This is a genomic window from Paracoccus kondratievae (assembly GCF_009301415.1).
Taxonomy (GTDB): Bacteria; Pseudomonadota; Alphaproteobacteria; order Rhodobacterales; family Rhodobacteraceae; genus Paracoccus; species Paracoccus kondratievae.
Map to the genome: position 1 here is coordinate 112,144 of NZ_CP045073.1, position 23,879 is coordinate 136,022.

Annotated in this window: 29 protein-coding genes; 14 read left to right on the top strand and 15 right to left on the bottom strand. The window is 64.1% G+C overall.

Going from position 1 to position 23,879, the window contains the following annotated elements:
- Positions 1-191 precede the first annotated feature (191 nt).
- The 6 genes from F8A10_RS11805 to F8A10_RS11830 form a co-directional block, all read right to left on the bottom strand.
- Complete coding sequence (locus F8A10_RS11805) at positions 192-977, bottom strand: crotonase/enoyl-CoA hydratase family protein (protein WP_152367410.1); 786 nt, start codon at positions 975-977, stop codon at positions 192-194.
- Positions 974-1,828, bottom strand: coding sequence for a hydroxymethylglutaryl-CoA lyase (locus F8A10_RS11810; RefSeq protein WP_152367411.1), 855 nt, complete (start codon positions 1,826-1,828; stop codon positions 974-976). Before F8A10_RS11810 ends, F8A10_RS11805 begins: the two co-directional genes overlap by 4 nt.
- Positions 1,815-2,468, bottom strand: coding sequence for a glutathione S-transferase family protein (locus F8A10_RS11815; protein WP_152367412.1), 654 nt, complete (start codon positions 2,466-2,468; stop codon positions 1,815-1,817). Before F8A10_RS11815 ends, F8A10_RS11810 begins: the two co-directional genes overlap by 14 nt.
- Positions 2,465-4,393, bottom strand: a complete 1,929-nt coding sequence (locus F8A10_RS11820; protein WP_152367413.1) for an ATP-binding protein — start codon at positions 4,391-4,393, stop codon at positions 2,465-2,467. The genes F8A10_RS11815 and F8A10_RS11820 overlap by 4 nt, the downstream gene beginning before the upstream one ends.
- A gap of 67 nt (positions 4,394-4,460) precedes the next feature.
- Positions 4,461-4,961: an O-acetyl-ADP-ribose deacetylase gene (locus F8A10_RS11825; protein WP_152367414.1), complete on the bottom strand. Its 501-nt coding sequence runs from the start codon at positions 4,959-4,961 to the stop codon at positions 4,461-4,463.
- 4 nt (positions 4,962-4,965) lie between these two features.
- On the bottom strand, positions 4,966-6,570 hold the full coding sequence (locus F8A10_RS11830; protein ID WP_152367415.1) for a carboxyl transferase domain-containing protein: 1,605 nt from the start codon (positions 6,568-6,570) through the stop codon (positions 4,966-4,968).
- Between the two features lie 142 nt (positions 6,571-6,712).
- On the opposite strand from F8A10_RS11830, the gene F8A10_RS11835 reads away from it, so the two are divergent.
- Positions 6,713-7,324 (top strand): OmpW/AlkL family protein, encoded by a 612-nt coding sequence (locus F8A10_RS11835; protein ID WP_010396271.1) that lies wholly within the window; start codon positions 6,713-6,715, stop codon positions 7,322-7,324.
- A 41-nt stretch (positions 7,325-7,365) separates the two neighbouring features.
- On the opposite strand, the gene F8A10_RS11840 is transcribed toward F8A10_RS11835, so the two are convergent.
- From F8A10_RS11840 to F8A10_RS11850, 3 genes are read right to left on the bottom strand one after another with little or no spacing between them, the layout of a single operon-like run.
- Positions 7,366-7,830: a lysozyme inhibitor LprI family protein gene (locus F8A10_RS11840; RefSeq protein ID WP_152367416.1), complete on the bottom strand. Its 465-nt coding sequence runs from the start codon at positions 7,828-7,830 to the stop codon at positions 7,366-7,368.
- A complete protein-coding gene (locus F8A10_RS11845; protein ID WP_152367417.1) occupies positions 7,827-8,360 on the bottom strand; it encodes a lysozyme inhibitor LprI family protein in 534 nt (177 codons plus the stop codon). Before F8A10_RS11845 ends, F8A10_RS11840 begins: the two co-directional genes overlap by 4 nt.
- The gene (locus F8A10_RS11850; RefSeq protein ID WP_152367418.1) at positions 8,360-9,520 is read right to left on the bottom strand and encodes an isovaleryl-CoA dehydrogenase; all 1,161 of its coding nucleotides are present in this window, start codon (positions 9,518-9,520) and stop codon (positions 8,360-8,362) included. Before F8A10_RS11850 ends, F8A10_RS11845 begins: the two co-directional genes overlap by 1 nt.
- Positions 9,521-9,695: 175 nt before the next feature.
- Between F8A10_RS11850 and F8A10_RS11855 the strand changes: the two genes are divergently transcribed.
- Positions 9,696-10,250: a histidine phosphatase family protein gene (locus F8A10_RS11855; protein ID WP_152367419.1), complete on the top strand. Its 555-nt coding sequence runs from the start codon at positions 9,696-9,698 to the stop codon at positions 10,248-10,250.
- On the top strand, positions 10,247-11,188 hold the full coding sequence (gene cbiB, locus F8A10_RS11860) for an adenosylcobinamide-phosphate synthase CbiB (RefSeq protein ID WP_152367420.1): 942 nt from the start codon (positions 10,247-10,249) through the stop codon (positions 11,186-11,188). The genes F8A10_RS11855 and cbiB overlap by 4 nt, the downstream gene beginning before the upstream one ends.
- Here the strand turns inward: cbiB and hemC are convergent.
- Entirely contained in the window at positions 11,185-12,126 is a 942-nt protein-coding gene (gene hemC, locus F8A10_RS11865; RefSeq protein WP_152367421.1) for a hydroxymethylbilane synthase, read from the bottom strand. The genes cbiB and hemC overlap by 4 nt on opposite strands.
- 77 nt (positions 12,127-12,203) lie before the next feature.
- On the opposite strand from hemC, the gene hemE reads away from it, so the two are divergent.
- Positions 12,204-13,232 (top strand): uroporphyrinogen decarboxylase, encoded by a 1,029-nt coding sequence (gene hemE / locus F8A10_RS11870; protein WP_152367422.1) that lies wholly within the window; start codon positions 12,204-12,206, stop codon positions 13,230-13,232.
- A complete protein-coding gene (locus tag F8A10_RS11875) occupies positions 13,232-14,110 on the top strand; it encodes an EamA family transporter (protein WP_152367423.1) in 879 nt (292 codons plus the stop codon). The genes hemE and F8A10_RS11875 overlap by 1 nt, the downstream gene beginning before the upstream one ends.
- On the opposite strand, the gene F8A10_RS11880 is transcribed toward F8A10_RS11875, so the two are convergent.
- Positions 14,097-14,690 carry a LysE family translocator gene (locus F8A10_RS11880; RefSeq protein WP_010396291.1) on the bottom strand — a complete coding sequence of 198 codons (594 nt, stop codon included), beginning with the start codon at positions 14,688-14,690 and terminating at the stop codon, positions 14,097-14,099. The two genes, F8A10_RS11875 and F8A10_RS11880, sit on opposite strands and share 14 nt — an antisense overlap.
- A gap of 70 nt (positions 14,691-14,760) precedes the next feature.
- Here F8A10_RS11880 and F8A10_RS11885 point away from each other — a divergent pair, with 70 nt between their 5' ends.
- Both F8A10_RS11885 and F8A10_RS11890 read left to right on the top strand, forming a co-directional pair.
- Positions 14,761-15,234, top strand: a complete 474-nt coding sequence (locus tag F8A10_RS11885; protein WP_010396294.1) for an Lrp/AsnC family transcriptional regulator — start codon at positions 14,761-14,763, stop codon at positions 15,232-15,234.
- Between the two features lie 82 nt (positions 15,235-15,316).
- Positions 15,317-16,852: an ATP-dependent DNA helicase gene (locus tag F8A10_RS11890; RefSeq protein ID WP_152367424.1), complete on the top strand. Its 1,536-nt coding sequence runs from the start codon at positions 15,317-15,319 to the stop codon at positions 16,850-16,852.
- Between the two features lies 1 nt (position 16,853).
- Here the strand turns inward: F8A10_RS11890 and F8A10_RS11895 are convergent, their stop codons facing one another.
- Positions 16,854-17,675 (bottom strand): EcsC family protein, encoded by an 822-nt coding sequence (locus F8A10_RS11895; RefSeq protein WP_152367425.1) that lies wholly within the window; start codon positions 17,673-17,675, stop codon positions 16,854-16,856.
- A gap of 131 nt (positions 17,676-17,806) precedes the next feature.
- Here F8A10_RS11895 and F8A10_RS11900 point away from each other — a divergent pair, with 131 nt between their 5' ends.
- Positions 17,807-18,334 (top strand): Ivy family c-type lysozyme inhibitor, encoded by a 528-nt coding sequence (locus F8A10_RS11900; protein ID WP_152367426.1) that lies wholly within the window; start codon positions 17,807-17,809, stop codon positions 18,332-18,334.
- On the opposite strand, the gene F8A10_RS11905 is transcribed toward F8A10_RS11900, so the two are convergent.
- Entirely contained in the window at positions 18,322-18,852 is a 531-nt protein-coding gene (locus F8A10_RS11905) for a GNAT family N-acetyltransferase (protein ID WP_152367427.1), read from the bottom strand. The two genes, F8A10_RS11900 and F8A10_RS11905, sit on opposite strands and share 13 nt — an antisense overlap.
- A 208-nt stretch (positions 18,853-19,060) precedes the next feature.
- Here F8A10_RS11905 and F8A10_RS11910 point away from each other — a divergent pair, with 208 nt between their 5' ends.
- From F8A10_RS11910 to F8A10_RS11935, 6 genes are all read left to right on the top strand, one after another.
- Positions 19,061-19,657: a flavin reductase family protein gene (locus F8A10_RS11910; RefSeq protein WP_010396303.1), complete on the top strand. Its 597-nt coding sequence runs from the start codon at positions 19,061-19,063 to the stop codon at positions 19,655-19,657.
- A complete protein-coding gene (locus tag F8A10_RS11915; protein ID WP_010396306.1) occupies positions 19,657-20,220 on the top strand; it encodes an adenine phosphoribosyltransferase in 564 nt (187 codons plus the stop codon). The genes F8A10_RS11910 and F8A10_RS11915 overlap by 1 nt, the downstream gene beginning before the upstream one ends.
- A 39-nt stretch (positions 20,221-20,259) precedes the next feature.
- Positions 20,260-21,210, top strand: coding sequence for a 4-hydroxy-3-methylbut-2-enyl diphosphate reductase (ispH, locus tag F8A10_RS11920; RefSeq protein ID WP_152367428.1), 951 nt, complete (start codon positions 20,260-20,262; stop codon positions 21,208-21,210).
- A 93-nt stretch (positions 21,211-21,303) separates the two neighbouring features.
- Positions 21,304-21,909: a glutathione S-transferase family protein gene (locus tag F8A10_RS11925; RefSeq protein ID WP_152367429.1), complete on the top strand. Its 606-nt coding sequence runs from the start codon at positions 21,304-21,306 to the stop codon at positions 21,907-21,909.
- Complete coding sequence (rnhA, locus tag F8A10_RS11930) at positions 21,906-22,373, top strand: ribonuclease HI (RefSeq protein WP_152367430.1); 468 nt, start codon at positions 21,906-21,908, stop codon at positions 22,371-22,373. The genes F8A10_RS11925 and rnhA overlap by 4 nt, the downstream gene beginning before the upstream one ends.
- On the top strand, positions 22,370-23,002 hold the full coding sequence (locus F8A10_RS11935) for a trimeric intracellular cation channel family protein (protein ID WP_010396316.1): 633 nt from the start codon (positions 22,370-22,372) through the stop codon (positions 23,000-23,002). The genes rnhA and F8A10_RS11935 overlap by 4 nt, the downstream gene beginning before the upstream one ends.
- Before the next feature lie 6 nt (positions 23,003-23,008).
- Here F8A10_RS11935 and F8A10_RS11940 read toward each other — a convergent pair whose 3' ends face one another.
- Together F8A10_RS11940 and F8A10_RS11945 are read right to left on the bottom strand one after the other, a co-directional pair.
- Positions 23,009-23,332, bottom strand: a complete 324-nt coding sequence (locus F8A10_RS11940; protein WP_152367431.1) for a VOC family protein — start codon at positions 23,330-23,332, stop codon at positions 23,009-23,011.
- A gap of 47 nt (positions 23,333-23,379) precedes the next feature.
- The gene (locus F8A10_RS11945) at positions 23,380-23,781 is read right to left on the bottom strand and encodes a group III truncated hemoglobin (protein WP_152367432.1); all 402 of its coding nucleotides are present in this window, start codon (positions 23,779-23,781) and stop codon (positions 23,380-23,382) included.
- Positions 23,782-23,879: the final 98 nt, after the last annotated feature.

Consider the following 23,879-nt stretch of genomic DNA (forward strand, 5'->3'; position numbering starts at 1 on the left):
ATCTTCCGGGGCTGGCGGATATGGGGGGGATATGTTGATAGCGTTAACAGATGCGACCATATGCCGCCAAGCCGCCAACCGGGAAGTCCTGACATGCAAAGCACGCAAGGCTTACCCCTGCCTTTGCCGGATAGGGTGCTTTTGCCTCCTGCGGGGCCCGTCACGGACCGGCTACAAGGATGGGCCGCGACCTAGCCAACCTGCCAGCTTGGCTTGCGCTTTTCAAAAAAGGCGGCGATGCCTTCCGGTGCCTCGCTGCCCTCCCAGACCGCGACGAGGGCGTCGATGCTTGCCTCGATCTCGGCCTCGCCGATGGCGGGGCCAAGGCGGCGGGCCAGCTGCTTGGCCGCTGCGACCGCGCCGGGGGCGCAGGACAGATAGGGCGCGACCTCGGCCTCGATGGCAGCATCCAGCGTCGCGGCATCGGCAATATCCGCCAGCAGGTTCAGCCGCACCGCCTCATCAGCGCCAAATATCCGCGCCGACATGAAAACCCGACGCGCCTTATCTTCGCCCATTCGTGCCAGAACATAGGGGCCGATGGTGGCGGGGATCAGGCCAAGCCGTGTTTCGGTCAGACCAAAGCGCGCCCCGGGTACGGCAATCGCTACATCGCAGACCGAAATCATGCCGACCCCGCCGCCAAAGGCATTGCCCTGCACCCGCCCGATCAAAGGCTTTGGCAGGCTGTTCAACGCATGTAGCATCATTGCGAGTTCGCGCGCCCCGGCGCGGCGGGTCTGCGCATCGGCCCGCATCTGGTCCTGCATCCAGCCCAGATCGCCACCAGCGCAGAAGCTGCGCCCCTCGGCCGCCAGCACTACGACACGCACAGCGGGATCAGCACCAAGGATGCGCGCAGCCTCGGTCAGTTCGCGAATCATCTGCGCCGACAGGGCGTTATGTTTGTCCGGCCGGGCAAGCCACAGGTGGGTGACGCCCCGCTCGTCGGTGTCGATGCGGATCGTTTCCATCATACCTGTCCTCTCATGCCGCGAGCCATGGTTGCGGCCTGTTCGATCACGGCCATGTCCAGCCCGGTTTCATGGCCCCGCGCGGTCAGATGGGCGGCAACCTTTTCAGTCGCGACATTTCCGGCAGCCCCCGGCGCGTAGGGACAGCCGCCAAGCCCGCCCACAGCGGCGTCAAAGACCCGCAACCCACGTGCAAGGCTTGCGTCGATATTGTCGAGCGCCCGCCCGGCGGTGTCGTGAAAATGACCAGCCAGTCTTTCGGGCGGCAATTCATTCAGGACCGCGCCCAGCATGGCATCAACGGTTTCGGGGCGGCCCTGCCCGATGGTATCGCCAAGGCTGATCTCATAACAGCCCAGATCGCGCAAAGCGGCGGCAACGCGGGCGACATTGGCAGGCGGCACCGGCCCGTCAAATGGACAATCCGTCACCACCGAGACATAGCCGCGCACCGGCACGCCATCTGCTTGCGCCGCCTCGGCCACGGCGGCGAACCGCTCAAGGCTTTCGTCGATGCTGGCGTTCAGATTGGCGCGGGAAAACCCTTCCGAGGCCGAGGCAAAGATTGCCACCTCATCCGCGCCTGCTGCACGCGCCGCCTCATAGCCACGCAGGTTCGGGGTCAGCACCGCGTAGCGGATGCCGGCGTGGCGGGTAATGCCTGCCATGACCTCGGCAGCATCGGCCATCTGCGGCACCCATTTCGGCGGCACAAAGCTTGTCACCTCGATGCGCCGGAAGCCCGCCCCTGACAGAAGATCGACCAGTACAATCTTGTCCGCCGCCGGGATCTGACGTTTTTCGTTTTGCAGCCCGTCGCGGGGACCGACTTCGAAAATCTCAACCTGTGGCATCGGGCACCTCGTAAAAGTCATGATCATAGATCGCATCACCCCCGGCGCGGGCAAGCGCGCGGCGATAGGCAGGCCGTGCCGTCATGCGGTCGCGATAGGCGGCAAGCGCGGGGTAATCCGCGGCCGGCAGAAAGCGGAACACCGCCTCGATGTTGAAACCCTGCATACAATCAGCAGCCGAGAACGCGGAAAGCAGCGTCTGGCGCCCTGTCAGATGCTTATCCAGCGCGCGGGCGGTGACCGCCAACCGTTTGGTATCAAGCCGCATCAGCGGGATCGACCGGGCGCTTTCGGGCCGCAAAAAGATATGATGGATGTTCAGCGCCTGCAGGATACAGGCCTGCGTTTCGGAAAAATGCATCCATTCAAGGAAATCCGCGCGTTCGGGGTCGCCCGGAGGCGGGGCAAGCCTGCCTTCCCGCTCGGTCAGGTATTGCAGGATCGCACCGGATTCAAAGATCGCGCGACCGTCTGTCTCCAGCGCCGGAATACGCCCCGCCGGTGAAAGCGCACGAAACTCGGGGCTGCGCAGGCTTCCGTCGGTCAGGGACCACAGCCGCAGTTCGCAATCGAGCCCCAGTTCCTCGATCAGCCACAACACCCGCAGCGAACGCGAGCCGGGAACGTGGTGCAGGATCATGTCGGGACCTCTTCTTCAAGGCGGATCAGGGCGGCGCCTGCCTCGACCTGATCGCCAGCGCGGGCCAGCACCTCGGCCACCTTGCCGTCGCGGGCGGCGGTCAGCGTATGTTCCATCTTCATCGCCTCAAGGATTGCCAGCGGCGCGCCTGCCGCGACCTCTTGCCCTGCCTCGACGAAGATCGCCTTCACCAGCCCCGGCATCGGCGAAAGGGTCAGCCCGCCACCCGTCTCTTCGCCGCCACGTGCAAGCGGATCGAGCGGGACCAGCGTCAGCGAACGCCCGCCAAAGACGCTGGTGCCTGCTCCATGGTTCACAATGCGGTAGCGGCGGGGGCGGTCATCGACCCACCAGCGCCCGCCCTGCCATGCGATCTGATGCGTATTCCCGTCAAGCGTCACACGGGCCGCGCCGGGGCCCGGCACCTCGATCACCGCCTCACCCCCCTCCCAGGCGATGGTGCGGCGCAGCGGCTGCCACAGGGTGATGCCGCCCCGCCTTTGCGGATCGTCAAGCCCGGCCAGCCCCAGCACAGCCAGCGCCCGGCCGGCAGGATCAGGCTCGGCTGCCTCGATCAGCGGTTGCAGATCGCGGGCGATCAGGCCGGTATCGACCTTACCCTGCGCAAAGCCCTGATGCCGGGTCAGAGCGATCAGAAAGTCCAGGTTCGTGACCGACCCCGCGACCTCGGTATCGGTCAGCGCCGATTCCAGCGCCCGCAGTGCAATCGCGCGGGTTGCGCCATGGGTCACGACCTTGGCGATCATCGGGTCATACCAGGGCGAGATCGTGTCGCCTGCGCGCACCCCGGTTTCGATCCGGGCGTGGTCGGGGAAACGCAGATGCGCAAGCGTGCCGGTGGCGGGCAGAAAGCCTGCCGGGACATCCTCGGCGTAAAGCCGCGCTTCGAAGGCATGGCCGGTAATGCGCAGATCCTCTTGCCGTGCGGGCAAAGGTTCGCCACTGGCAACGCGCAATTGCCATTCAACCAGATCGACGCCGGTAACCGCCTCGGTCACCGGATGTTCGACCTGCAGGCGGGTGTTCATTTCCATGAACCAGAACCCGTCGGGGCGCAGGCCGTTGCTGGCATCGACGATGAATTCGACCGTCCCCGCGCCAGCATAGCCGATTGCCTCGGCGGCCCGGACGGCGGCGGCGCCCATGGCCGCACGCATCTCGGCGGTCATGCCGGGGGCCGGGGCCTCTTCGATCACCTTTTGATGACGACGCTGAAGAGAGCAGTCGCGTTCAAAAAGATGCACTGCCTGCTGACCGTCGCCAAAGACCTGCACCTCGATGTGACGAGGGCGCGAGATATATTTCTCGATCAGCACGGCGGGGTTGCCAAAGGCTGTGGCGGCCTCGCCCTGCGCCGATTGCAGGGCTGCGGGAAAGTCGCCGGCCCGCTCGACCAGCCGCATACCTTTGCCTCCACCACCCGCCACCGCCTTGATCAGTACCGGATAGCCGATGCGGTCCGCCTCGGCTGCAAGATGGGCGGGGTCCTGATTTTCGCCGTGATAGCCGGGGACGACGGGCACGCCTGCCTCGGCCATCAGCGCCTTGGCCGCGTCCTTAAGCCCCATCTTGCGGATCGCCTCGGCCGAGGGGCCGATAAAGACCAGCCCCGCCGCCGTCACTGCATCGACGAAATCGGGGTTTTCGCTGAGAAATCCATAGCCTGGATGGATCGCCTCGGCCCCGGTTTCAAGCGCGGCGCGAATGATCGCATCGCCGCGCAGATAGCTGTCTCGGGGCGCAGGACCACCGATATGGACGGCCTCGTCGGCCATGGCGACATGGCGCGCCTCGCGGTCGGCATCCGACCAGACCGCAACCGTGCGCACCCCCAGGCTGCGTGCGGTGTCGATGACCCGGCAGGCGATCTCGCCCCGGTTGGCAATCAGGATCTTGTGGAACATCCGGCACCTCCTCTTGCGGGCTGAGCTTTGCGCGCCCGGCACCCGGCGCATGGGCAAGACCGGGATTTCATCGACGGGCCTCATCCAAGGCCCGTTGCAGCGTCTCATGAGAGGCAGCGTCAAAACCGATCAGCGTCACTTGCAGATCGTCGCCATGTTCAAGGATGGTTTCCACGGCGATACGCGCGGCGCGTTCGGCGGGAAAGCCATAGACCCCGGTCGAGATTGCCGGAAAGGCGATGCTGACAACACCATGTTGATGCGCAAGGGCAAGGCTGTTGCGATAGGCACTGGCAAGCAGCGCGTCTTCGCCTGCCCCGCCGCCCTGCCAGACCGGACCGACAGTGTGGATCACATATCTTGCGGGCAGGTCATAGCCTTGGGTAATGCGCGCCTCGCCCGTCGGGCAACCACCAAGGCTGCGGCATTCCTCAAGCAATCGCGGGCCGGCTGCGCGGTGGATCGCCCCGTCCACACCTCCGCCGCCCAGCAGCGAGCTGTTGGCAGCGTTGACGATCGCATCGACGGCGAGCCGGGTGATATCGCCTTGCAGGGTCGAAATCGGCATGACCCTACATCCTGAAGATGCCGAAACGGGTCGGCTCGACCGGAGCGTTAAGGCTGGCCCGCAGGCTGAGCGCCAGCACCTCGCGTGTCTTGCGCGGGTCGATGATACCATCGTCCCAAAGCCGCGCCGAGGCGTATAGCGGATGGGACTGGCGTTCGAACATCTCGATGGTGGGGCGTTTGAACTCGGCCTCTTCCCCGGCGCTCCATGTACCGCCCTGACGCTCGATCCCCTCGCGGCGGACGGTGGCAAGGACGCCTGCCGCCTGTTCGCCGCCCATGACGGATATGCGCGAATTAGGCCAGGTCCACAGAAAGCGCGGGCTGTAGGCGCGTCCTGACATGCCGTAATTGCCTGCGCCGAAACTACCGCCGACCAGCATGGTGATCTTGGGCACGCTGGTCGTCGCCACCGCCGTCACCATCTTGGCACCGTGCCGGGCGATGCCCTCATTTTCATATTTGCGGCCGACCATGAAGCCGGTGACGTTTTGCAAAAAGACCAGCGGAATGCCCCGCATCGAACACAGTTCAATGAAATGTGCCCCCTTTTGCGCAGCCTCGGAAAAGATCACCCCGTTATTGGCGATGATACCGACCGGGCAGCCCTCAACATGGGCAAAGCCCGTCACCAGCGTCTCGCCAAAGCGGGCCTTGAATTCATCAAAGCGTGAGCCGTCGGCCACGCGCGCGATTACCTCGCGAATGTCATAGGGGATCTTCAGATCGGCGGGGACAATGCCAAGGATCTCATCAGGGTCATAAGCTGGCGGCTCGGACGATTGCCATTGCACCGAGACAGGCTGGGTGCGGTTCAGGTTTGCGATGCTGCGCCGGGCAATGGCCAGCGCATGGACGTCGTCCTCGGCCAGATAATCGGCGACGCCAGACAGGCGCGTGTGCACGTCGCCCCCGCCCAGATCCTCGGCCGAGACCACCTCTCCGGTCGCGGCTTTCACCAGCGGCGGGCCGGCCAGAAAGATCGTACCCTGATTGCGCACGATGATGGTCACATCCGACATGGCCGGTACATAGGCTCCACCCGCCGTGCATGAGCCCATGACAACGGCGATCTGGGCAATACCCTTGGCCGACATCCGCGCCTGATTGTAAAAAATGCGCCCGAAATGGTCGCGGTCGGGAAAGACCTCATCCTGATTGGGCAGGTTGGCGCCGCCTGAATCGACCAGATAGACGCAGGGCAGATGGCATTCCTCGGCGATCTCCTGCGCGCGCAGGTGTTTTTTCACCGTCATCGGGTAATAGGTCCCGCCTTTGACGGTTGCGTCATTGGCAACGACCATCACCTCTTGCCCGTGCACCCGGCCGATCCCCGCGATCACCCCGGCACAAGGCGCGGCCCCGTCATACATGCCGTGGGCCGCCGTCGCGCCGATCTCAAGAAACGGAGAGCCGGGATCAAGCAGGTTCGCCACACGCTCGCGCGGGGGCATCTTCCCGCGGGAGGTGTGACGCTCCATCGCCTTTGGGCCGCCCCCCGCTGCGGCAACCAGCGCTGCCTCGCGTACGGTTTCCAGCATGGCAAGATGCGCCTCGCGATTGGCCCGGAAATTGTCTGATGATGGCAGGACCGACGTGCCAAGCTTCATCGCATCATCCTTTTGCTGTGGGGGTAGGGGCGCGCCAGTTTGTCGCAGCCCGTCCGCAAACGGGGGAATGTTGATCCAGATCAACGTCGCAGTCCCCGCCCAGGCGCCATGAGCTGGGACGCGACAAGAAAAGAGGATCGTCATGAGAAACAAGCTTGCCATCGCTGCGGCACTTGCTGCGCTTGCTTCGCCCGCGCTTGCTCAATCGCAGGGGGAATGGACGCTTGGCTTTGGGATTGCCAACGTAAACCCCAAGTCGAACAACGGGACGCTGGCGGGGGGCACGGTGCCGACCAGCATCGACGACAATATCCGGCCCACGATCACCTTCGAATATTTCATCCGCGACAATATCGGCATCGAGGTGCTGGGCGCCCTGCCCTTCAAGCATTCGATCAAGTCGAACGGGACCGAGATCGGCACCGTCAAGCACCTGCCGCCGGTCGTCTCGCTGCAATATCACTTTGACGCCAGCCCGCAGTTCAAGCCCTTTGTCGGCGTCGGTGTGAACTTTACCGGCTTCTGGGACGGTGAGGCCAAGGGGCCGCTTGCCGGTTCCAAGCTGCGCGTCAAGAACAGCTGGGGGCTGGCAGCCCATGTCGGCGCCGACTACTGGATCAGCGACAAATCCGCGATCCGTGCCGATTTCCGCTGGATCGATATCAACGCCGATGTCGAACTGAACGGCGCCAATATCGGCGAGGTCGAGGTCGATCCGGTCGTTGCCGGCATCAGCTATGTGATGAAATTCTAAGCCGGGCCACAGATCGTTCCGGCAAGCGCACGGGGGCCGCATCATTCTTGCGGCCCCAATTCCATAAGCAACGCTGCCTGCCGTGCGGTTTCATTACGCAGGCAACGGGCATGGGCCAGATCGCCACCCTCTTTGCCCACACCTGCTGACGCGCAAAGCGCCTTGCGAAAGGCGATCCAGCTGCGCTCCATCTCACGCAGCCCTTCGGGGGTGCCGCTTGCAGCCAGCGCAGCCTCATAGAGCGTGGTCAGCTGGGCCTCCCACGCCTGATGAGAGGCATCAAGGCAGTTCGCCATCGGGAAATCCGGATCGTCGCCCGTGTATTTCCCACGCGTGTAGGTCAGGCAGGCCTCCATTCCCGCATCGGCGCAATCGGCCCGCGCACCTTGCGTCACGGCCCCCTCAAGGCATTGATCAATGGCAGCCGGATCAAAACCCGAGGCATCGCCCGCATGAACAGGAATGGCCAGCAGCGCGACCAGACCGGCTGCAGCCAGAGGCTTCATTCCTGCTCCTCCATCCCTTCGGTCAGCCTGCCCAGCCGCAGCGCCTGATCAGCGGTCAGTTCAAGCATGCAACTTTGTGCAGCCGGACCGCCAGCGGTCCCGCCCTGAAAGCGCAGGACCTCATACCGGCAGGTGGAATCGCGAAAGGCGATCCAGTTGCGCTGAGCCTTGCGCAACTCCGGTGCTGCCGGAGAGGCGGCAGAGCCAAGCTCGGCCAGTTCCTTGTCCGCTGCCTCTGCCACCTTCAGCGCGCGGGCGTAGTTGATGTTAAGCAGCTTATCCCAGTCCCTGGTTTCAGACTCGAGACATTGCGACATGCCGACGGTCGTGTCCCCGCCCGGCGTTGCCATACATTGCGTCGAGGCCCCGCCGATGCAGTTATTCAGCGCCGCGTCGATATCGGTACCGGCCTTGGCATCGGCGATGCAGCGGGCAAAGCCCCCGGCATCATAGCGGGGACCGTCCTCGGCCATCGTCGGGGCGGCGAAGGCGATCAGGGCAGCGACCAGAGGGGGGACAAGCTTGCACATCAGGCGATCTCCATGAGTTGACGCCCGATCAACATCCGACGGATCTCGGACGTTCCCGCGCCGATCTCCATAAGCTTGGCGTCGCGGAACAGACGGCTGACGGTCGAGTCGCTCAGGAAGCCCGCGCCCCCCAATGCCTGCACGGCCTGATGAGCCTGCACCATCGCCTGTTCGCTGGCGTAAAGCACCGCGCCCGCCGCATCCTGTCGCGTGACCTTGCCCGAGTCGCAGGCCCGCGCCACCTCGTAGACATAGGCCCGCGCCGTGTTCAGAGCGACATACATATCGGCAATCTTGCCCTGCATCAGCTGAAAGGAACCGATGGGCTGGCCGAACTGTTTGCGCTCTTTGACATAGGGCATGACCTCGTCAAGGCAGGCGGCCATGATGCCGGTGCCGATGCCCGACAGCACCAGACGTTCGTAATCAAGGCCCGACATCAGCACCCGGACGCCCTTACCCTCGGCCCCAAGCACATTCTCGAAGGGGACTTCGCAATCCTCGAAAATCAGCTCACCCGTGTTTGATCCCCGCATCCCCAGCTTGTCAAAATGCGGGCTGGTCGAGAAACCCTTCATCCCGCGTTCGACGATAAAGGCGGTGATCCCTTTGCTGCCCGCCTCGGGGTCGGTCTTGGCATAGACGACCAGAGTATGGGCTTCTGGCGCATTGGTGATCCAGTATTTGTTGCCATTGAGCACATAGCAGTCATTGCGCTTTTCGGCGCGCAGCTTCATGCTGACCACGTCGCTGCCAGCGCCCTCTTCGGACATGGCAAGCGCGCCCACATGCTCGCCCGAACACAGTTTCGGCAGGTATTTCTGCCTTTGTTCATCAGTGCCGTTCAGCCGGATCTGGTTCACACAGAGGTTCGAATGCGCACCATAGGACAGGCTGACCGAGGCCGAGGCGCGCGCAATCTCTTCCACCGCGATGACATGGGCCAGATATCCCATGCCGGTGCCGCCGAACTCCTCGGGCACGGTGATGCCAAGCAGGCCCAGATCGCCCATCTCGCGCCACAGCTCATTGGGGAATTCGTTCCTGCGGTCCACGTCGGCCGCCATTGGCTTCAGCCGCTCTTGCGACCAGCGATGGACGGTCTCGCGCAGCGCGTTCACATCCTCGCCCAGGTCGAACTGCATCCCCGAGGTGAACATCCTCCGTCTCCTCCATTATTGAACAGTTGTTCATTTAACTGATTTATGCCGCCACAGCGGGGCATGCGTCAAGTCTGTTCTGATGTCCTGGGAAACGATCCTGCGCGGCTCCGGGGTTCGTTGACAAGCCCGCGCCTGCACGGCATCCCTGCCGTCAATCTGCAAGGAAGGGCCGATGACCCCTGCCCCTGATATCGCCCTGCGGCTGCTTATTCTGCGCCATGCGCCGCTGGCCCGGCCGGGGCTTGCGGGCCGCCGTGACCTGCCCGCCGATTGCAGCGATCACGCGGCTTTGCAATGGGCGCGCGCAGTGTTGCAGGGCGCAGACCTGTATTGGTCCAGCCCCGCTCTGCGCTGTCGCCAGACCTGCAAGGCGCTGGGGCTGACACCCGAATTCCACCCTGACCTGTGGGAACAGGATTTCGGCAGTTGGGAAGAACCGGGCGCGCAGATCCCTGACCTTGGCCCGTTGCCACCCGCCGAGCTTGCGCGTCAGCGTCCACCGGGCGGCGAAAGTTTTCTGGATATGGCCGCCCGGGTTCAGCCACTTATCGAACGGGCAGCCGGGACGGTCGGCATCATCGCCCATGCCGGAACGGTGCGGGCTGCGCTGGCACTGGCGGTCGGCCCGGCTGCACTGTCATTCTCGGTCGCGCCCCTGTCGCTGACCATTCTGTCGCGCAGCGCTGCAGGATGGGCGGTCGAGGCCGTCAATCGGGTCGCGCCATGATCCTGTCGCAAGAGACGCTGGTGATTGCGCTGACAGCGCTGTTGATCGACGCGCTGATCGGTTGGCCGGACGCTTTTCATCGCCGCATTTCGCATCCGGTGGTGTGGATCGGACGGCTGATCTCAGCTTTGGATGCGCGCTGGAACAGGGGAGGCAGGCGCCTTGTGAGGGGCGCGCTGGCCGTGGCGGTGACGGTGGGTACGGCGGTGATCCCGGCGCTGCTGCTGACCTGGGCGCTGCTGTCTGTACCCTTTGGGCCGGTCATTCTGGGCGCGCTGGCATGGCCGCTGGTTGCCACCCGTTCGCTTTATGATCATGTCGCGGCAGTGGCGCGGCCGCTTGAGCGGGGCGATATGGCGGCAGCACGGGCAGCGGCGGCGATGATTGTCGGCCGTGATCTGGACGACCGGCCGGCACCCATCGCACGCGCTGCGCTTGAAAGCCTTGCCGAAAATACCTCGGATGGCGTGGTCGCACCGATTTTCTGGGCGGCGGTGGCAGGGCTGCCGGGAATTGCTGCCTATAAGGCGATCAATACGCTTGATTCGATGATCGGCCATATGAGCCCGCGCCATGTGCTGTTTGGCCGGGTGGCGGCACGTCTGGACGATCTGGTGAATCTGCCCGCTTCGCGCCTGACTGCGCTGCTGTTCCTGCTCGCCGCCCCGCCGCATAAGGGACGGGCGTTCGGGGTCATCCGCCGCGATGCCCGCCGACACCGTTCGCCCAATGCGGGCTGGCCCGAGGCGGCGATGGCCGGCGCGCTGAACGTGCGCCTCTCGGGTCCACGCAGCTATCACGGCATTGAAACGCCAGAGCCATGGCTGAACGAGGGCGCCCGCGACCCCGCCGCGCGGGACCTTATGGCCGGGCTGCGGCTTTATGTCCGCGCGATCACGATGCTGGGGCTGGGGCTTGCTGCGCTGCTGCTTGCCTAGCTCCAGTCAAAAAAGTCGGACGGCGCACGCCCGCGCAATTCCCCGGCCAGATCGGTGCCCATGGCCGCGCCGTCCGAGGACGGACCGATACGTTCGCCCGCGATGACTTCACTGCCATCCGGACGCAGGATCTCGCCCCGCAGCCGCAACTGGTCACCTGCAAGCTCGGCCAGCCCGGCGATCGGCGTCTGACACGACCCGTCAAGCCGGGCAAGAAAAGCGCGTTCGGCCGCCACCCGCAGCGTGCTGTCCCGGTCCGAGATCGCGGCAAGCAGTGCGGCGGTTTGCGCATCATCCGCGCGCCGCTCGACCCCGATGCAGCCCTGCGCGACGGCAGGCAGCATTTCGTCCGGCTCAACCGCGCCACGCGCCACATGCAGCATCCCCAGACGGGACAATCCTGCCATGGCAAGAAATGTTGCGACCGCAACACCTTCTTCCAGTTTTTTCAGACGGGTCTGAACGTTTCCTCGAAATTCGACAAGCTGCAGATCAGGCCGCCGCGCCGCAAGTTGCGCCCGCCTGCGCAAACTTGAAGAACCGACGACAGCACCTTGAGGAAGATCGGAAATTCCTGCGAAGCTGCTGCTCACAAAAGCGTCGCGTACGTCTTCGCGTGGCAGATAGCAATCGATCACCAGCCCATCAGGCTGGATCGTCGGCATATCCTTCATCGAGTGGACGGCAATGTCGATCTGGTGGGACAGCAGCGCGTCCTCGATCTCGCGGGTGAAAAGCCCCTTGCCGCCGATCTCTTTCAGCGGCCGGTCCAGAATCCGGTCGCCGGTGGTCTTGATGACCACGATCTCAAAGTCATCGGCGGAAAGGCCATGGGCGGCCATCAGCCGGTCGCGGGTCTCATGCGCCTGGGCCAACGCCAGGGCCGAGCCTCGGGTGCCGATACGCATGGGGTTCTGGGGATCAGGTCTGTGGGTCATGTCAAAGGGCTTAGCGCCCCCCCTTGGCCTTGACAACGGGGACGCGCACGCCATGAAGGGCCGGTACGAGGTGAGCCATGTCTGAAAAAACCATCCTGCGCGCGCTCAAGGGCGAGCGTCTGCCCGTCCCGCCCGTCTGGATGATGCGCCAGGCCGGCCGTTATCTGCCGGAATATCGCGCGACCCGCGCCAAGGCCGGCGACTTTTTGTCGCTGTGCTATACTCCTGATCTGGCGGCCGAGGTGACGCTGCAACCGATTAACCGCTATGGTTTCGATGCGGCGATTCTGTTTGCCGATATCCTGCTGCTGCCACAGGCGCTGGGGCTGGATCTGTGGTTTGTCACCGGCGAGGGGCCGCGCCTTTCGACTGTGACCACCGCCGCCGGGGTCAGGGCGCTGAAGCCCGCCTCGGCCATCCATGACACATTGTCGCCGGTCTATGAAACGGTGCGGATCCTGCGCCGTGAACTGCCGTCCGAGACGACGCTGATCGGCTTTGCTGGTGCGCCCTGGACGGTAGCGACCTATATGATCGCCGGGCGAGGCACGCCTGATCAGGGTCCTGCCCATGCGATGAAGGCTGAGAACCGCGAGGCATTTTCGACCCTTATTGACCGGATTACCGAGGCAACGATTGACTACCTTTCGGCTCAGATCGAGGCCGGGGCCGAGGTGATCAAGCTTTTCGACAGCTGGGCCGGTTCGCTCCGGGGACAGGATTTCGACGATTTCGCCATTGAGCCGACGCGGCAGATCATCGCCGCGCTGAAATCGCGACACCCGGGCATCCCGGTAATCGCCTTCCCGCGCGAGGCCGGTCCCCGTTATACCGGTTTTGCCCGGGCGACCGGTGCCGATTGCGTGGCGCTGGATAACTCGGTCAGCGCCGACTGGGCAGCGGCCGAGGTCCAAAAGGACGGCTGCGTGCAGGGCAACCTTGACCCGCGCCTGCTGGTCGAAGGCGGCGAGACATTGGAGACCGAGACCCGGCGCATTGTCCGCGCCTTCTCGAACGGGCCACACATCTTCAACCTCGGCCATGGCATCACGCCTGATGCCGACCCCGAGAATGTCCAGCGCATGCTGGCCGCAATCCGCGGCTGATGGGCTGGATCCTTGCCACGCTGATCGCCGCCGCCGCCCAGACCGGGCGCAATGCGGCGCAGCGTCGGCTGACCGCCGAACTGGGCACCATGGGGGCAACGGCGGTACGTTTCCTTTTTGGTCTGCCCTTTGCGGCGCTGCTTCTGGCGCTGGTCGCCATGGCCAGGCCGATTCCAGTGCCCGACAGTACGGTCCTGGGCTGGGCGGCGCTTGGCGCCTGCTCGCAGATCGCCGCCACCGCGCTGATGCTGCTGACGATGGAGAGCCGGGGTTTCGGCGTTACCACCGCCCTGATCAAGACAGAGCCGGTGACGCTGGCGTTGATCGGCGCGCTGCTGTTGGCCGAGCCGCTTGGCCCCGCGCGCATGGCTGCAATCGCGACCGCGACGCTGGGGGTCGTGCTGATGTCGGGCGCGGACTGGAGACGCGGCGGCTGGCGCGCGGCAAGTCTTGGCATCGTGGCAGGTGCGCTTTTCGGTCTGTCCGCGATTGGCTTTCGCGGTGCTATCCTTGCCCTGCCCTTTGGGTCCGAGCCGATCCGGGCCGCGACCATACTGGCGATCAGCCTTGCGATGCAAAGCATCATCATGATGGTCTGGCTGGCCGTACTGAATCGCCCGGCACTGGCCGGAATTGTCCGGCGCTGGCGGGGCTCTTTGGGTGCAGGTGCCTTGGGGGCGCTGGCATCGCTGTTCTGGTTTCTGGGCTTTGCGCTGACCGCAGCTGCCAATGTCCGCACCCTGGCGCTGGTCGAGGTGGTGATGGCGCAGCTTGTCTCGGGGCGGGTATTCCGCGAGGGCGCGAGCCCGCGTCAGATCGCGGGCATGGCGCTGATCGTCCTTGGCGTCGCCGCGCTGGTCGCGGTCAGTGCCCGGTGACGACCGGCAACATCGAGACGACCAGCAAAAGCGCCATCCCCCGGTTGAAAAGCCGCAGTCGCCCCGGGTCCTGCAACAGCCCGCGCAACCCCTGTCCCATGGCCGCCCAAAGCGTGACCGACGGCAGGTTCACCAGGGTAAAGACCATTGCCACCATCAGCGCGCCACCCGCACCCGCAGAATAGGCCGACAGCGCCCCCAGGGCCATCATCCACGCCTTGGGGTTCACCCATTGAAAGGCGCAGGCGGCAAGAAAGCTCATCGGACGCGCCGTCCTCGTGCCCTCACTTCCCGGTGCAGAGGCGTGAGCGATCTTCCACGCAAGCCACAGAACATAGGCCATGCTGACCCATTTGAGCGCCTCGGCCAGACGCGGCGCACCAGTGATCAGCCGGTCCACACCAAGACCCAACAACGCCACCATGGCCCCGAACCCCAAGGCTACGCCCAAAAGATGCGGAATGCTGCGACGGATGCCGAAATTCGCGCCCGAGGCCATCAGCATGACGTTATTCGGGCCCGGCGTGACCGAGGTGACAAAGGCAAAGGCGATGAGCGCCCAGAGGATCTGATGTGACATTGTGGACTTTCCTGTAAGTCCGGCAATAATATTGTGAAGTTTGTGCAATTTTTAATCTGTTTTTGGGATCATGACGGCGCCTGAGCAATCTGATTTTGAAATTGATCCAATATCCGCGCGGATATTGCGTATCCTGGCACGCAATGGACGCATTCCGAATCAACAGCTTGCGGCCGAAGTTGGGCTATCCCCCTCGGCCTGTTTGCGCCGGGTGCAGGAGCTTGAGCGGCGCGGGGCGATCCAGGGCTATCGCGCGGTCATTGCCCCTGCAGCACGGGCAGCGGGCTTTACTGCCTATGTGACCGTGGGGCTTGCGCGCCACTCGAACGAGGCGCAGCTGGCGTTTGAACGCGCCTGTCTGGCCGCGCCTCAGGTCCGGGAATGTCACAACATCACCGGCTCGGTCGAATATCTGCTGCGGGTCGAGGTCCGCGATCTGGACGCCTATCGCCGTTTTCATACCGAGGTGCTGGGCGCATTTCCGCAGATCGCGACCATCACCACCCATGTGGTGATGCGCTCGCCCAAGGATGAACGCGCCTGATCCCGCGCAGGTGCAGGGCAAAAAGCGCCCCATCCGGCGGAATGGCCTTTCCGCCCCCTGCCCGGGCAGCTAACAAGAGCCCATGACTTTGCCCGCCCTTTCCCCCGATCAGGCCGACGCATGGGATGCGCTTGCCGAAGTGCTGGAAGAATCCGGCATAGACCTTGTTTCGGAAGAGATCGCGCCGCCGAAACCTGGCAAGGCCCGGGTGATGGCGGTGATCGGCAAGGCAGGTTCGGGCAAGACCCTGCTTTTGGCCGAACTGACCAAGGCGCTGAAGGCAGCAGGGGTCGATATCGTCTCGGGCGATTATGAAGGCAAACGGCGCAAGGACCGCCGCACCGTCGCCATCCTTGCCCCGACCAACAAGGCGGCATTCGTCCTGCGCATGCGCGGCGTCCCCGCAACGACCATTCACCGCATTCTGTACACCCCGGTCTATGACCCGGAATATGAACGCATTGCCGACTGGCTGACCGGCGCGGGCGAACGGCCCTCGGTCGACGGGCTGATGGAGGGGTTGACCGAGGCGGCACTGGACCGCGCCAAGGCATTCTATGATCAGCACGCCTCGATCCCCGGCGCACTGGCGGCGGCAGGGCTGCGTGGTTCGGATTTCATTCGCGGCTGGAAGCGGCGCGAGGAAGGGCTGGACATAGGGCTGGTGGACGAGGCCTCGATGCTGGACGAGCGCCAGTTTGAGGACCTTCGCGAAATCTTTCCGGTGCTGGTCCTTTTTGGCGACCCGGCGCAGCTGGCGCCGGTCGGGCAATCGGGACAGATGGTCTTTGACCGGCTTGCGGCCTCGCAACGGCTGATCCTGAACCGCATCCACCGGCAGGAGGGCGACAGTCCGATCCTTGACTTGGCCCATGCGCTGGCCGATCCCGCGCTGGAATTCGATACCTTTGAACGGATGATCCGCGAAATCTCGGCCCGGGACCCGCGTGTGGTCTGGGCCGAGCGGGTGGAATCGAACCTGATGGCGCAAAGCCCGGTGCTGGTGTGGCGCAATGCGACCCGCATCAAGCTGATCCACGCCTTTCGCGCAGCCTATGGCGCGCCGGGGGATTCGCTTTTGCCGGGCGAGCCGCTGATTTGCGACGGGTTGGAGCTGCCGCTGAAGCATCGCAAAAAGCGTATCGACCTTGAGGCCCGGGGGCTGATCAAGGGCGCGCAGGTGATCTATCTGGGTCCGGGGCGCAAGCCCGGGTTTTCACGCCTGCACGTTGTTGGTGCCGAAGAGCCGCGCCTTTCGGCCGCCTCGATCGTCAAGATCGAAATGCCGGATGTCGAAGAGCCCTTCATCCCCTACGCCGCCCGCATGGGCGCGGCCTTTCTGCATGGCGCGGCGGTCACGATTCACAAGGCACAGGGCAGCCAATGGCCTGATGTGCAGGTCTTTGCCCCCGATATCGCCGCGGCTGCCTGGTCGGGCCGCAGCGAGGCGGGTGTCGCCCTGTGGAAGCGACTTGCCTATGTCGCGATAACCCGCGCGCAAGAGCGGCTTTACTGGGTGGTACGATCACGGCTGGCCCGGCCCTCGGCCCCGCTTGGCATCGACCATCTTGACGCCCCGGCCGCATCGCTGGAGCTGACGGCCGAAAGCGACGACTAGCCTAGCTGCGCCGCGACAGTTTGCGCGCCGTCGTGTTCGGGCGGATCTGGATCATGCGCAGCTCAAGCGCCTCAGCCAGCGCCTCACGCGGGATCCCGGTCTCTTGCGACAGGCGCAAAAGGCCGAAATGCACCCGCGCGAGCTCTTGATAGTAACGGGTGAAACTATAATTGACCGACGCTCCGGCCAGCGCCCCCATCAACGGCACCGCCTGCGCGGCAAGCTTTTGTGCCAGCGAGACCGAAAGCCGCGGCGCCACCCGCGCGATCAGCGCCTGCACGGTCTGACCGGTGATGGTCATACGCGCGGCCAGAAGGCCAAGGTCGGTGCCATCATCCTCGGACAGCGGCCCGGCCGAGGCAAAGACATGCAGCGCCTCGCGCCGCGCCTCATCCGAGGTCGGGTCGAACCCATGTTCAGCGGCAATATCCATGATGGCGCGCAAAAGCAGCGTCACCGTCACCGGCAGCTCAAGCATAGCCCCGCCGATACCTGCCAGACCGCCGACCGCGCCAGATGTCGTTGAAAGCAAGCGGTTGAACATGTCGCCCCGGTCCCGCATCAGCCCGCGCGAACGCGTGGCCGCGTCAAAGGCCCGGTTCAGCGCCGCAAACGTGATCCGGTCCACCCGGCCACGCAACGAGTCGGGCAGATGCTCAAGCAACCCCTCGGCCTTGCCGCCGATGGCGGTCATCAACTCCATCGCCACGCCACCGGCCTGCAGATAACGCCGCGCCAGCCGGTCGATCTCGACATGCACGGTCGGATCGTCGATCGGCGGCAGAACGGCCTGGCGGGCGGGAATCTGGGTCTGCTCGGTCATCCTGTGGCACCCCGTTTGTCGTAGCCTGCGCAAGAGTTGGGCATTGGCAAGGGAACCCGCAAGGCTTGCCCCGGGTTCCGAACGGGAAGGAAACGCCGCCGCATGGCACAGGCTGTACAAGGAATATCACGATGACCATTCGCCGCATGACGCCCGCCCTGACATTCGCAACCGTCCTGTCGATTACCCTTGGCTTACAGGCTTTCGCGCAAGAAACGCCCGAACAGCCCGCGCCGGAACCGGCACCGGCTGTCGCAGCGACTGAAAGTGCGGGGCCGACCCTTGCGGATCTGGGTAAGGACGAGGCCTTTACCGCCGCTTTTCAAAAGATGGCCGAGGGCAACCAGATCCCTGAATGGCTCAGCAAGGGCGCCGTCGTCACCCCGACCCAAAAGGTCAGCTTCGGCGGCAAGGAATATCTCGCCATGACCGGCTGCCAGCAGCATGACTGCGGGACGAACCGGATCGCGGTGCTTTACGCACCTGACAGCGGCACGGCCTATGGCGTACTCGCGGTGCGCGACGGTGAAAGCTCGGAACTGCTGACCTGGCTTGGCCTTGGCGGTGGACCCGAGACAATCGACGGGCGCACCATCCTGTATGCGGCCCTGACCGGCAGCCTTGCCAATCACCCCGAGGCGTTCAACTATCCCGAGTGACGGGGCGCATCGGGGCCGGATTGGGCCTGGGGATCAATGGCGCGTTCGACCGTGCCCCTGATCCCGGCCCATGCGCCGGGAACGAGCTCGATCCCCAGAACACGGTCGGGGTTTGTCGGCGGCGGCATCTCGACGTCTTCGAGCTTATTAAAGCCAAACCGCTGATAATAAGGCAGATCTCCGACAAGCATGACTCTGCTCCAACCCATGCCGGTCGCCCGGTTCAGGCTTTCGCGCATCAGCAGACCGCCCAGCCCCTCGCCCTGCGTTGTCGGATGAACCGCAACCGGGCCAAGCAGCAGCACCGGCTGGCCGCCGATCTGTACCGGCCAATAGCGGATCGCGCCGACCAGCACGCCAAATTCATTGCGCAGCGTCAGGCACAGCGGGCCGACCGGATCGACCCCCTCTCGCAGCCGGTAGGAGGACAGCGCCGTTCGCCCCGGCGCGAAACACAGGTCCAGAAGGGCCTCGACCTCGGGCATATCGGCGGGGGTTTCGGGGCGAAGATCGTACATCCTGACTCCGGGATTCGGTAGGGACCGGCGCGGTGAAATGCCCGCCTAACATGCAGGCGCAGCCACGAAAACCGCCTGCACGGCAGGCAGAAAGAAAATTCCCTTTTGCGCCCGGATCGCAACGGCCATGCGGCAAGATGCTTGACGCGCCCCGTGCATAAGGCCACTTCTGTGGGCCGTTACTGCAGTCAGATCAGCGAGGCCCGCCATGTTCTACCGACCCGAGAATGGTCACGGGCTGCCGCATAATCCGCTGAACGCCATCGTCGCGCCGCGCCCCATCGGCTGGATCTCGACGCGGGGACGGATGGGCGACAATCTTGCCCCCTATTCCTTCTTTAACCTGACCGCCTATGTACCGCCGCAGGTGATGTTTGCGTCAACCTCGACCAAATCCGACCGGCCAGGCACCAAGGACAGCGTGGCCCAGATCGCGGAAACCCGGGTCTTTTGCGTCAATATCGCCGACGGGCCGCTGAAGGATCAGGTCAACGCAAGCTCTGCCCCCCTTCCGGCCGGGGTAAATGAATTCGAGGCCGCCGGGATCGAGGCTGCCGGATGTCAGACCATCGACTGTCCGCGTGTGGCCGGGGCTGCGGCGGCGCTTGAATGTCGCGCGACCCGTATCCTGCGTCTGGCTGGCGAGGCGAATTTCATGGTTCTGGGCGTCGTCACCGGCATCCACCTGCGCGAGGACTGCCTGAAGGACGGCCGCTTTGACCTGCACGCCACAGGCTGGCTGTCGCGTATGGGCTACAAGGATTACACCATCACCAACGAGACTTTCGAGATGGAGCGCCCCTGATGGATAACCGCCCCGAAAAGCGCCGCCGCGACACACGCACGGTCCGCGATTATATCCGCACCATCGTGGATTTTCCCCATGAAGGGATTCTGTTTCGCGACGTGACGACGCTTTTTGCCGATGCCCGCGGCTTTCGTATGGCGGTGGACCAGCTGCTGAACCCCTATGCAGGCGATGATATCGACAAGGTCGTGGGGCTTGAGGCGCGCGGCTTTATCCTTGGCGGCGCGGTTGCACATCAATTGTCCGTGGGGTTCGTTCCGATCCGCAAAAAGGGCAAGCTGCCCGGCGCCGTTATCAGCGAAGCCTATACGCTGGAATATGGCGAGGCAGTGATTGAGGTTCATGACGATGCGCTGAAACCCGGTGAACGGGTATTGATCGTCGATGACCTGCTGGCGACCGGCGGGACTGCGGCCGCCGGAATCGCGCTTTGCGAACGGCTGGGGGCCGAGGTGGTCGGCTGCGCCTTTGTCATCGAGCTGCCCGAGCTGGGCGGCCGTGCTTTGCTGGAGGGGCTGGGACATGAAGTCCACGCCCTGACCGCCTTTGAAGGGGCCTGATCCCTTGCGGCAAGCCCGTGCCGGGGTTAGGTGACAGGCATGGACAAGAAACCGCCCCTGACCCTTTACCTTGCCGCGCCGCGCGGCTTTTGTGCTGGCGTCGACCGCGCAATCAAGATCGTCGAGATGGCGCTGCAGAAATGGGGCGCTCCGGTCTATGTGCGCCACGAGATTGTGCACAATAAATTCGTGGTCGACAGCCTGCGCGAAAAGGGCGCGGTCTTTGTCGAAGAGCTGGATGAATGCCCCGACGACCGGCCGGTGATCTTTTCCGCCCATGGTGTGCCTAAATCGGTTCCTGCCGAGGCACGGCAGCGCGAAATGGTCTTTGTCGATGCCACATGCCCCCTGGTCAGCAAGGTCCATGTCGAGGCCGAGCGTCACCATGCCGAGGGGTTGCAGATCATCATGATCGGTCATGCCGGTCACCCCGAAGTTCTGGGCACGATGGGCCAGTTGCCCGAGGGCGAGGTCCTGCTGGTCGAGACGGTCGATGATGTGGCGGGGCTTGCGCCGCGCGATCCGCAGCATCTGGCCTTTATCACGCAGACGACGCTGTCGGTCGATGACACCGCTGCAATCGTTGCGGCGTTGAAGGCGCGCTTTCCCTCGATCATCGGCCCGGCCAAGGAAGACATCTGCTATGCCACGACCAACCGTCAGGCGTCGGTCAAGGCGATTGCCGGGCAGATCGATGCGCTGTTGGTGATCGGTGCTCCGAACAGTTCGAACTCGCGCCGTCTGGTCGAGGTCGGCAGCGCCGCGGGCTGTGCCTATTCGCAGCTGGTCATGCGGGCTGATCAGATTGACTGGCGGGCCATCGAAGGCGCCCGGGCGGTAGGTGTGACCGCAGGTGCCTCGGCCCCAGAAGTGCTGGTCGATGAGGTGGTCGCGGCTTTTCGCGAACGCTATGATCTGACCGTCGAGATGGTCGAGACGGCGCGCGAGAATGTCGAGTTCAAGGTGCCGCGGGTCCTGCGCGAAGCCTGATGCATGGTCGCAGGTTGCGCGGGAGTGGGGGGCGCTGCCCCCGGCCCTGCGGGCCTCCCCCGGGATATTTTGGCACAGAAGAAGGACGGTGGGATGAAGCTCTGGTCGATGCCCTCATCGGGCAATAGCTACAAGGTGCGCTTGCTGCTGGCCCTTTTGGGCCGCGAATGCGAGATCATTGATGTCGAGGATTCTTCGCCCGAGCTTGCTGAAGCCAAGGCGGCGGGGCAGCTGCCTTTTGGCAAGGCCCCGGTGCTGAAGCTGGATGATGGGCGGCTGCTGCCTGAATCCAATGCCATCCTGTGCTGGCTTGGCGAAGGGACCTCTTTCGTACCCGCCGATCCTTTCCTGCGCAGCCGAATGCTGGCCTGGATGTTCTGGGAGCAGAACCAGCATGAAGCCGTCATCGCCGTGCGTGGGGCGTTGCGCAGCTATCCCTCGCGCAGGCATCTGGCTACGCCCGAGCGCATGGCCGAATTGCTGGAGCGGGGGCACGCATTGTTACAGGTGATGGAGGATCGGCTGGCCGGGCATGACTGGCTGGTGGGCGATGCGATCAGCCTCGCCGATATTTGTCTGTACGGCTATACACATACCGCCGGGAGCAAGGGCGGGTTCGACATGGCGCGTTTCCCCGGCATCATGCGCTGGCTTGACCGTATTGCCGCCCTGCCCGGCTATCGGGGCCTTACGGCATGACTGCGCTATTTGCCTGGACCGATGGTGCGTGCAGCGGCAACCCCGGCCCTGGCGGCTGGGGTGTCCTGATGCGCGCCATTGACGGCGAACAGATCCTGAAAGAGCGTGAACTGACCGGCGGCGAGGCTGACACCACCAATAACCGCATGGAACTGATGGCCGCGATCTCGGCCCTTGAGGCGCTGACGCGGCCGAGCGAGATCACCATCATCACCGACAGCGCCTATGTAAAAAACGGCGTCACGCAATGGATCCATGGCTGGAAGCGGAATGGCTGGCGTACCGCCGACCGTAAACCCGTGAAGAATGCCGAGTTGTGGCAGCGTTTGGACGAGGCGCAGGCACGTCACAATGTTCACTGGCAATGGATCAAAGGCCATGCCGGTCACCCCGAGAACGAACGCGCAGATGAGTTGGCGCGGGCGGGCATGTCGCCCTTTAAGCCGGCAAAGGTGACGGAGTGAGTGTCGCCGGGCTGATCCCGCTGCTGGACTATGCCAGTGTGCTGGTCTTTGCCCTGACAGGCGCATTGGTCGCGAGCCGGGAGCAGCTTGATATCGTCGGGTTTATCTTTTTTGCCACGCTGACCGGTATCGGTGGCGGCACGTTGCGGGATCTGGTTCTGGGCCACGCGCCGGTTTTCTGGATCGGCCGGCCCGAGTTGCTGCTGCTGACCACGATTGCAGCAGTTGTAGTGTTCTTTACTGCCCACCTTTTGGAAAGCCGTTATCGCGCGATTCTGTGGCTGGACGCCTGCGCTTTGGCCGTGGCGGTTCCTGCCGGGGTCGGCGTGGCACTGGAAGCCGGGGTCAGCCCGATTGTCACTGTGCTGATGGGGGTGATGACCGGCACATTCGGCGGGCTGATGCGCGATGTGGTCAGTAACGAGGTGCCGCTGGTCCTGAAACAGGGTGAGCTTTACGTCACCGCCGCTTTTGGCGGGGCGGTGACGGCGCTGCTGCTACTGTCGCTTGGCGCGGATCGCGGTTGGGCGCTGATCGGTTGCGCGGTGGTGGTCATACTGCTGCGCGCTGGCAGCATCCGTCTTGGCTGGCGGCTGCGGCCCTATAAGGCGCGGCCGCCGCGCAACTGAAAGCCCTTAGCTTTCGGACCAGACCGCCATCTCGGTGCCGCCGGGCTCACGGAACTGGAAGCGGCGGCCACCGGGGAAAGCAAAGATCGGCTTGGTAATTTCGGCCCCCGCTCCGGTCACGCGGGTAAGCGCACCCTCAAGATCGTCAGTCTTGAGGATCACCAGCGGCGGGGCCAGCGGGCCGGCTGCGATGCCGCCGGAAATGCCTGCATCGGCAAGTTCCTGATACTCGGGCCCGTAGTCGTTGAAACTCCAGCCGAAAGCATTGGCAAAGAACGATTTCGTCGCCGGCAGATCGGGTGAGGAAAATTCAAGATAGTCGATTTTCACGGAAGCTCTCCACTGATGTTCCCGTTTTGTTTACGCCTGCGCGAGTTCTAGCGCAAGACCGGAGGACCGGGACGACGCTCACGCAGATCCTCAACTCCCATACGCAGCCCTGCACCGATACGATGGGCAAGCGCGGACCAGGCACGCGCTGCCTCGGGGGGCAGCATCCGGCGCAGGGTTTCGTCAAACAGCATGAGCCAGGGCGCGAAATGCTGGGCCTTTACATCGCCTGCACGCATATGGACCTGCATCGGATTGCCGTCATAGCCGCGCTCATAAAGAATCGCATTGCGCCAGAACCGGGCGATTTTGGCCTCATGTTCAGGCCAGTCGGTGACATGAGCGGCAAAGATCGGGCCCAGTACCTCATGCCGGCGCACGGCGGCATAAAAGGTCGCAACGACCCGGTCGATCTGTTCAGGGGTGACATCAAAGCGCGGCGGGATCATGGCGCGGATATGGGCCGGTCCTGCAATCGGCGCAAGACCCGCCGTTTCGGCGCGCGCATATGCCGCAAGGCCGTGCGCGGGCGCTTGCAGGGGTGCAA

What these genes read in the sequence shown, in the direction of transcription:
- F8A10_RS11805 (WP_152367410.1), bottom strand. Translation starts at nt 977, where the DNA reads ATGATGGAAACGATCCGCATCGACACCGACGAGCGGGGCGTCACCCAC.
- F8A10_RS11810 (WP_152367411.1), bottom strand. Translation starts at nt 1,828, where the DNA reads ATGCCACAGGTTGAGATTTTCGAAGTCGGTCCCCGCGACGGGCTGCAA.
- F8A10_RS11815 (WP_152367412.1), bottom strand. Translation starts at nt 2,468, where the DNA reads ATGATCCTGCACCACGTTCCCGGCTCGCGTTCGCTGCGGGTGTTGTGG.
- F8A10_RS11820 (WP_152367413.1), bottom strand. Translation starts at nt 4,393, where the DNA reads ATGTTCCACAAGATCCTGATTGCCAACCGGGGCGAGATCGCCTGCCGG.
- F8A10_RS11825 (WP_152367414.1), bottom strand. Translation starts at nt 4,961, where the DNA reads ATGCCGATTTCGACCCTGCAAGGCGATATCACCCGGCTCGCCGTCGAT.
- F8A10_RS11830 (WP_152367415.1), bottom strand. Translation starts at nt 6,570, where the DNA reads ATGAAGCTTGGCACGTCGGTCCTGCCATCATCAGACAATTTCCGGGCC.
- F8A10_RS11835 (WP_010396271.1), top strand. Translation starts at nt 6,713, where the DNA reads ATGAGAAACAAGCTTGCCATCGCTGCGGCACTTGCTGCGCTTGCTTCG.
- F8A10_RS11840 (WP_152367416.1), bottom strand. Translation starts at nt 7,830, where the DNA reads ATGAAGCCTCTGGCTGCAGCCGGTCTGGTCGCGCTGCTGGCCATTCCT.
- F8A10_RS11845 (WP_152367417.1), bottom strand. Translation starts at nt 8,360, where the DNA reads ATGTGCAAGCTTGTCCCCCCTCTGGTCGCTGCCCTGATCGCCTTCGCC.
- F8A10_RS11850 (WP_152367418.1), bottom strand. Translation starts at nt 9,520, where the DNA reads ATGTTCACCTCGGGGATGCAGTTCGACCTGGGCGAGGATGTGAACGCG.
- F8A10_RS11855 (WP_152367419.1), top strand. Translation starts at nt 9,696, where the DNA reads ATGACCCCTGCCCCTGATATCGCCCTGCGGCTGCTTATTCTGCGCCAT.
- cbiB (WP_152367420.1), top strand. Translation starts at nt 10,247, where the DNA reads ATGATCCTGTCGCAAGAGACGCTGGTGATTGCGCTGACAGCGCTGTTG.
- hemC (WP_152367421.1), bottom strand. Translation starts at nt 12,126, where the DNA reads ATGACCCACAGACCTGATCCCCAGAACCCCATGCGTATCGGCACCCGA.
- hemE (WP_152367422.1), top strand. Translation starts at nt 12,204, where the DNA reads ATGTCTGAAAAAACCATCCTGCGCGCGCTCAAGGGCGAGCGTCTGCCC.
- F8A10_RS11875 (WP_152367423.1), top strand. Translation starts at nt 13,232, where the DNA reads ATGGGCTGGATCCTTGCCACGCTGATCGCCGCCGCCGCCCAGACCGGG.
- F8A10_RS11880 (WP_010396291.1), bottom strand. Translation starts at nt 14,690, where the DNA reads ATGTCACATCAGATCCTCTGGGCGCTCATCGCCTTTGCCTTTGTCACC.
- F8A10_RS11885 (WP_010396294.1), top strand. Translation starts at nt 14,761, where the DNA reads ATGACGGCGCCTGAGCAATCTGATTTTGAAATTGATCCAATATCCGCG.
- F8A10_RS11890 (WP_152367424.1), top strand. Translation starts at nt 15,317, where the DNA reads ATGACTTTGCCCGCCCTTTCCCCCGATCAGGCCGACGCATGGGATGCG.
- F8A10_RS11895 (WP_152367425.1), bottom strand. Translation starts at nt 17,675, where the DNA reads ATGACCGAGCAGACCCAGATTCCCGCCCGCCAGGCCGTTCTGCCGCCG.
- F8A10_RS11900 (WP_152367426.1), top strand. Translation starts at nt 17,807, where the DNA reads ATGACCATTCGCCGCATGACGCCCGCCCTGACATTCGCAACCGTCCTG.
- F8A10_RS11905 (WP_152367427.1), bottom strand. Translation starts at nt 18,852, where the DNA reads ATGTACGATCTTCGCCCCGAAACCCCCGCCGATATGCCCGAGGTCGAG.
- F8A10_RS11910 (WP_010396303.1), top strand. Translation starts at nt 19,061, where the DNA reads ATGTTCTACCGACCCGAGAATGGTCACGGGCTGCCGCATAATCCGCTG.
- F8A10_RS11915 (WP_010396306.1), top strand. Translation starts at nt 19,657, where the DNA reads ATGGATAACCGCCCCGAAAAGCGCCGCCGCGACACACGCACGGTCCGC.
- ispH (WP_152367428.1), top strand. Translation starts at nt 20,260, where the DNA reads ATGGACAAGAAACCGCCCCTGACCCTTTACCTTGCCGCGCCGCGCGGC.
- F8A10_RS11925 (WP_152367429.1), top strand. Translation starts at nt 21,304, where the DNA reads ATGAAGCTCTGGTCGATGCCCTCATCGGGCAATAGCTACAAGGTGCGC.
- rnhA (WP_152367430.1), top strand. Translation starts at nt 21,906, where the DNA reads ATGACTGCGCTATTTGCCTGGACCGATGGTGCGTGCAGCGGCAACCCC.
- F8A10_RS11945 (WP_152367432.1), bottom strand. Translation starts at nt 23,781, where the DNA reads ATGATCCCGCCGCGCTTTGATGTCACCCCTGAACAGATCGACCGGGTC.